This window comes from Marinobacter salsuginis (assembly GCF_009617755.1).
Lineage (GTDB): Bacteria > Pseudomonadota > Gammaproteobacteria > Pseudomonadales > Oleiphilaceae > Marinobacter > Marinobacter salsuginis.
Window position 1 is genome coordinate 1 of sequence record NZ_BGZH01000007.1, and the last position, 6,278, is coordinate 6,278.

The window sequence follows — 6,278 nt, forward strand, 5'->3', positions numbered from 1 at the left end:
TGGAGGGCGTCAGTCCCGCCAATGGCGGGATGAGCGAATAGCGAACCCGGAGAAGCCCGGCCCGAAGGGCGCGCCCAGGTGTTCATCACCCAACTAAGAAGGCCGGCCGAAAACCAATCGGTTCCCGACCGAAACACCATTCCTCGGTTTCCCGCTATGCTTGAGCGCCTTCATCCAGACAACCAGGCAATCGATTCTCTCTCGCTGCATTTCGGCAGTTCTTAACCACCTCGACGTTAGCACTGTGAGCTTTCCATTCCCCGAACGCAGCATCATCGACCGTGACCAGAGACTTCCCTTCCGATAGTGGTAGCTCCCTCACTACGGTTCCACGTTTCAAGGGCCAATCCCCAACGTGTTGGCCGGTATCCCTCAAAAACTGAGCGGTAAACCTTACCTCTTTCCCTAGTAAACTCATGCTGCTGTTTCCTTACGTTTTTGGATGTGAATAACCAGGTCCCGAAACTGCCTGCCCGTCATTGGTCCCAGCCGAATCGGCTTTCGCTTTGAAAATGCCCGCACCACGGCTCGTGCTCGATGATCATAGAGACGCATGGCGATCCCTCCCGAGCAATCTCATCTCACCCATGCTGCGCCTTAGATCGCGCGTGCTCTCACACAAATCTGCAAACAGAACAGCGTGGCGACGTGTGACAAAATCACCCAGACTGTCACGGCGTTTTCCGGCGATACCAAACACTGAATGAGAATGCACCCCTCCACCGGTCACTGTTACCAGTTCAAACTCGTCGTACATCGCCAGATCGGCCGCACTGCGCAAATAGATCAACGTGTCCATGTGTAGCTCCTTACCCGCCACGGGTAACCTATAATTTTTGTGCTTACCCGCCACGGGTAACGTGACGGGTAGCAGTTCGGTTAAGCGATCAACCGCTTGATGTCTTTGGCGTGTTCCGAATCCATGGCGTCGAGCCACAATCGGTTATAAGCCGTGTAAAACACGGGATCACCGGTGAAACACGCAAGGCGGGTAAACGCTACCAACGACAACGCCATGCCTGCGGTCGTCGCATCTGCGCGTACAGCTACCAGGTTCCGAGGGTTGAATAATTTGAGGCGCTCGTTGATCACCGGCTCCATGAAAAAGCCAGCGGAGTTGGTGGCAAGATAAAGCCACTGGGCACCACGAAATTGCGGCTGCCACTCAGCCATTACCGAGAAAACGGTTTGCTCAATCTCAGCGCGGTACGCGCTCAAATAGTGTGGAAAAGCCGCTTTGCGGAATTTGAAAACAGACGCCGAAGCGCTGGACAAACAGGGTGCGGTTGCACTCATGGTGGGAATCTCCTAACTCGCCTCGAAACCGCCGGCGAAACACGGGGGCCAGCAACTGCTGACCACTATGAAATTATCGTTTATAGGTCGCCTTTTGTCACCTTTTAAGGCAACATTTAAAGCCCTAGTTTTATCTTTGAGCCGGAATCTTTCCAGCCACTAATGTGATTAACGGGTTGCTCATGCTCCTGGGCCACTCCAAATGCAGATAGCTGGGTTTAGCTACCGATGCCCTAAAGTCCACTCGACTCGTCGCAACGAAGGCTGTACCGGCAACCAGAAACGCGATCCCGACCGCTTTCAGTTCATCTTTCACGATACCTCTCCCTGAGAAAGTGGGGGCCAGACGTCGGCCCCCTAAGGGTTACTTGATATGAAGTTCCAGCGTCCAATCCTTGGACACAAAACGGAAATCAACCTCGGAACCCAAGACGGTAGCCAAAAGCAATACGGCGATAATCCATTTTCCGTACTTGGCTAGTTGCAGCTTGGTTTTCATTTTTCTTACTCCATCGCCTCGTAACACCGGCGAGCGTGGCGCTTAGAATATTCCCTAAGTGCAGGATAATAATACCATTATTTCCGATTTTTCGTCAATCTTTTTGTATATCTTTCAGTGATCAGAACACCCCCCTAGAACCCGAATTGATCTTAGAAAACGCTTGCACCGCGCACTGTGATGATCTTGATTGTCCGGATGCCGCCGGGATCGGGCAGAGCCCGACTTAGATTCAGCGCGGCTTCGCCGCCACATCGTTGGTGAATGCTGACCAGGCCCCTGCCCTGTCGTGAGATCCCGACCGCCCATCAACCGCACCCGTCGAAGCAGACGCCGGGGCGAGCCTTGCAAGGTGGAACGCAGCGCAGCGAGTAGACCTTGTGAGGGTCGTCCTGGTGTCTGAGGGTGCATAAAGGTTGATGGGGGGTCGGGATCGATCTGCGGGAAGCACTTCACCCCGCTTTTAGAGCGTGTGGCACAGCCACTCGCTCCTGGAGGATCGTTCTAACAGTCGCGAAGCGTCTGTTGATCCGACTTCGGGGGCCCCGCGATCAGCGGGGATCCTTTACCGGCCGGAGGTCGGAAGCGCGAGGGATACGGAGGGCGTCAGTCCCGCAACGCGGGATGAGCGAATAGCGAACCCGGAGAAGCCCGGCCCGAAGGGCGCGCCTGGTTATTTATCCCAGCACGCAGCCACCTTAACGGCTGCACTCCTTTGAATTATACTGCCGCGCCCATTTTGCGGCTGTTTCTGCAATAGGGCCAATCTGTTAAATCAAGAGGTGAGTGCTAATGCTCCGAATTACTCTAGTTTTGACCCTACTACTTACCGCTCTTCCCGCGAGCGCGATGACAATTGGTACGTTGAAGGAGTTAGAAAACTCAGATCGCAGGGATCCAGCCTACAAGTCGTACATGCTTGGTTTACAACGGGGCATCATGTACACCGACGGCGTAGTGGAGCAACGTTTTGGAGAAAGTCTTTTTTGCCTTCCAGAGACCATGAATTTTGGTTCCATTGATTACGCAAAGATGACTTTGGAGGAAGCTGAGAGAATGGGAATGGGCGATGATGCTGTAGCTGAAATGGTGATGATTTTCGCTCTAATGACAAACTTCCCATGTGAATGATTAAGAAAGGGCCGGAAGTCTCTTAACCTCCGGCCCAGGGACAGAATCAACCCTCCACAGCTTCAGGTCGCATCTGCGGCGGTAGCCAACCTTTGGATTCCTCAAGACCATCCAGCAACTCAGCCAAATCGCGCTTTTTGGCATTTGCCATACCTGCTGCCAGATCGGTGCCTTTAAGCTCTACCAGAATATCCAACAGCTTTTCGCGCTTGACCCGCTTGAAATAATTCTCCTTGGTCGGCTGCCAGAGAGCGCTTAAATCAAAGTTGATTTGCTCTTTCACAAGTTCGGCAATGACCGAGCTGGATGAACGCAGCGACTGAGCGACACAAAAAGCGTGAATCGCCAGCTTGTCCGGCATCGTCAGTGATTGGAACGCCCTGAACATATCCGCCTCGGTTTCCTCATTCATCCAAACCAGATTCAAACCGTCTCGCGTTTTCTGAATCTTTTCGGCGGCTTTGGTTTCCAGGATGTCCTTGGGACTGAACTCGGCCCACTGAACACTGATGTCACAGGGTCGGAGGAAGCTTTGTGCCACACGCTGCAACGCCATATTGAACACCGACAAATCAAAGCACAGTTCCGGTGAATCCATCAGATCAGCTTGCAGGGCCTGCAAGCTATAAGCACTCAGATCACTCAAGAGCGCCGCGCTTTCGTCCGGTTTCTTAGGAACATCAACCGCGCCCTGCTCGTCTTCGCCCTCGCTACCTTTCTCACCGTCTTCGGGCTTCACAATGCCTTCGCGGTATTCCGGCTCCCCTTCCCGTCCAATCAGAATGAGAACGCCCGCCTCCGCCTTCTGCCCTACGGAAAATACTCGAGAGTTTTCTTTCTGCTCCTGCAAATCCCTTTCTTCGTCGGTCAGTCGGTCGTGTTCTTCATCCTCTTCCTCTGTCCATTCCGGCATCGGCTTCTCATTCAAGACATTCAAACGGGCATCGATCTCGGCCAGTCGGGCGCTCAACGCCTCGGGCAGGTCCACTTCAATTTCCGGCTCCACGCGCCTCATGCTGGCAAACGGTGAGGACCAGAAACCACCAAAGGTATACTCCACCCATTTCCAGCCCTCGACCTTCTTCTCAGCCACCAGTCGCTCGATCTTGGCCTCTGCCAACGACTTCAAAAGCTCCGGATCGTTGAGGTAGGTCACCTCCTGGAACAGATCGGACGCCACACTACCACCGGCCTGCTCATAGGCTTCCAAGCCCACAAACACAGCCATAGGCTCGGTGCTTCGAACATTCTCAGGCAGCAAACGAGAACGAATCTCCCACGCCGAGAAGCCATAGCCCTCCTTCATTTCAGCAAAAACCGCCGCCTGTTTTTCCTGATCGTCGGAAACGGTGAAGGCCATGACCTCCTTTTTATCCAGTTCCCGATTACGGAAAGCCTGCAAAATCACCGGGGCCACCCCGCCGAGCTTCAACAGTTTGCGAACATCCGTCACGCTGTGGCCGAATTTCTTGGCAATGTCCTCGGCGCTCATGCCCTGCTCGTTCAACTGCATATAGGCCGAAAACCAATCCGCGTCGTGCATTGCCGCTTTCAAGTTTTCCGCCATTGAGGCCTCGGTGGCGTCGGTCTGATCTTTCACCACACAGCGCACAGCGTAATCCTTCGCAATGTCGCCGTTCTCTGCCAAATGCTGCAACGCAGCCAGACGGCGGCCACCGCCGACAACCTCAAACTTACCGCGCTTCTTCGACTTCACAACAATCAAGTTCTGTAGCAGCCCCTGAGAGCCGATAGAAGCGATTAACTGCTGATCCTCTACATCTGCCGCCGATACCTTACGAACGTTCTTCTCAGAGATTGTGAGGGCGTTCAATTTGATGTTCTGTTCCATGGTGTCAGTTCCTTGTCAGTTGGGTGTTTCCGTCCGGAAACCGTTGGGGGCTCTCGCCCCCGCATGGGTTAAGCGGCGATCAGCCGATCAGGGAGGTGAATCGCGTATGAGCGCTGACCATGGGAAATGGACAGCCCCTCATGGTCTTCATGAATCCGCCAAGCCGATCCGGCCTCAACCAACTCACGCAACAGAGCCAAACGATCCGACAGATGGTCGCGCCCAAAATTGCGATCGGCATCGGCTTTGTAATCGTCGGTGAGCTCCCATTGAGTTTTCACCCGAGCATCGGTATCCCGAGCCAAAAGGCGAACGACGTGGGGAATCGTCCATTTCTTGGGCAGCTTTTGCAGAGGGTTCACCCGCTGTGCAGCAAACGGGCAAAATTCGATTTTCGCGTCCCTCTGATAGCCCCAAAGCTTCAACGTATCCCGAAGGCGCACATGCTTGGTTGGCTCACAATCGAAGGCCGCGCAAACCTCCAAGACCTTCTTCAGTGACCAGCCACAGATCGCCAGAAAATCCATCACGTCCGACTCGTTACCGCCCAAACTGAAGCGGTTCAGAGTCTTGCCACGGCTCATGGCCTCGGCTGTGTCAGTGATCACGAGGTTGAAATCGTCTTTGTGCAGACCGTAGCGACGAACGTGAGCGGCAGGCTGGGCTACGAAAAGGTCTCGCAGCTCAAAGGCCATTACCCAAGCCGCACGGTTTTCCAGATGAGGGGTAGAAATGACTTTCAACATGGTGGGAATCTCCTAACTCGCCTCGATAACCGGCGGCGAACCCGGAGGCCAGCACCCCGCTGACCATGTGATTATTATCGGTTTTCCTGCCCTTGCTGTCAATCTCTTTGTATACCTTTCAAAGAATAAAAACCCATATAAATCAGCCCTCTTTGTGCATCTTCGTCTAACGCCAGACTTGTCTTTTGCAGTGTGATGATCTTGATTGTCCGGATGCCGCCGGGATCGGGCAGAGCCCGACTTAGATTCAGCGCGGCTTCGCCGCCGCATCGTTTGTGAATGCTGACCAGGCCCCTGCCCTGTCGTGAGATCCCGACCGCCCATCAACCGCACCCGTCGAAGCAGACGCCGGGGCGAGCCTTGCAAGGTGGAACGCAGCGCAGCGAGTAGACCTTGTGAGGGTCGTCCTGGTGTCTGAGGGTGCATAAAGGTTGATGGGGGGTCGGGATCGATCTGCGGGAAGCACTTCACCCCGCTTTTAGAGCGTGTGGCACAGCCACTCGCTCCTGGAGGATCGTCTTAACAGTCGCGAAGCGTCTGTTGATCCGACTTCGGGGGCCCCGCGATCAGCGGGGATCCTTTACCGGCCGGAGGTCGGAAGCGCGAGGGATACGGAGGGCGTCAGTCCCGCCAACGGCGGGATGAGCGAATAGCGAACCCGGAGAAGCCCGCCCCGAAGGGCGCGCCCAGGTCGTTCGAGAATAAGCATTCGGTGAAAACGTCAGCTTGCCTCTCTGAACTGTAGAACTAATCT

Annotated in this window: 6 protein-coding genes; 1 reads left to right on the forward strand and 5 read right to left on the reverse strand. The window is 54.6% G+C overall.

Going from position 1 to position 6,278, the window contains the following annotated elements; all coding sequences use genetic code 11:
- Nucleotides 1-541: 541 nt before the first annotated feature.
- The 3 genes from GJU83_RS18850 to GJU83_RS19145 all read right to left on the reverse strand — a co-directional run bounded on the left by GJU83_RS18850 (nt 542) and on the right by GJU83_RS19145 (nt 1,795).
- Nucleotides 542-799 carry a hypothetical protein gene (locus GJU83_RS18850; RefSeq protein ID WP_099620076.1) on the reverse strand — a complete coding sequence of 86 codons (258 nt, stop codon included), beginning with the start codon at nt 797-799 and terminating at the stop codon, nt 542-544.
- 80 nt (nt 800-879) lie between these two features.
- Nucleotides 880-1,296 carry an antirestriction protein gene (locus tag GJU83_RS18855; protein WP_099620077.1) on the reverse strand — a complete coding sequence of 139 codons (417 nt, stop codon included), beginning with the start codon at nt 1,294-1,296 and terminating at the stop codon, nt 880-882.
- A 364-nt stretch (nt 1,297-1,660) separates the two neighbouring features.
- A complete protein-coding gene (locus GJU83_RS19145) occupies nt 1,661-1,795 on the reverse strand; it encodes a hypothetical protein (RefSeq protein WP_265734816.1) in 135 nt (44 codons plus the stop codon).
- Between the two features lie 792 nt (nt 1,796-2,587).
- Between GJU83_RS19145 and GJU83_RS18860 the strand changes: the two genes are divergently transcribed.
- Nucleotides 2,588-2,926, forward strand: coding sequence for a hypothetical protein (locus tag GJU83_RS18860; RefSeq protein ID WP_104272558.1), 339 nt, complete (start codon nt 2,588-2,590; stop codon nt 2,924-2,926).
- A 46-nt stretch (nt 2,927-2,972) separates the two neighbouring features.
- Here the strand turns inward: GJU83_RS18860 and GJU83_RS18865 are convergent, their stop codons facing one another.
- Nucleotides 2,973-4,778, reverse strand: coding sequence for a ParB/RepB/Spo0J family partition protein (locus GJU83_RS18865; RefSeq protein WP_153634991.1), 1,806 nt, complete (start codon nt 4,776-4,778; stop codon nt 2,973-2,975).
- 68 nt (nt 4,779-4,846) lie between these two features.
- Nucleotides 4,847-5,524 (reverse strand): hypothetical protein, encoded by a 678-nt coding sequence (locus GJU83_RS18870; RefSeq protein WP_153634992.1) that lies wholly within the window; start codon nt 5,522-5,524, stop codon nt 4,847-4,849.
- Nucleotides 5,525-6,278 lie beyond the last annotated feature (754 nt).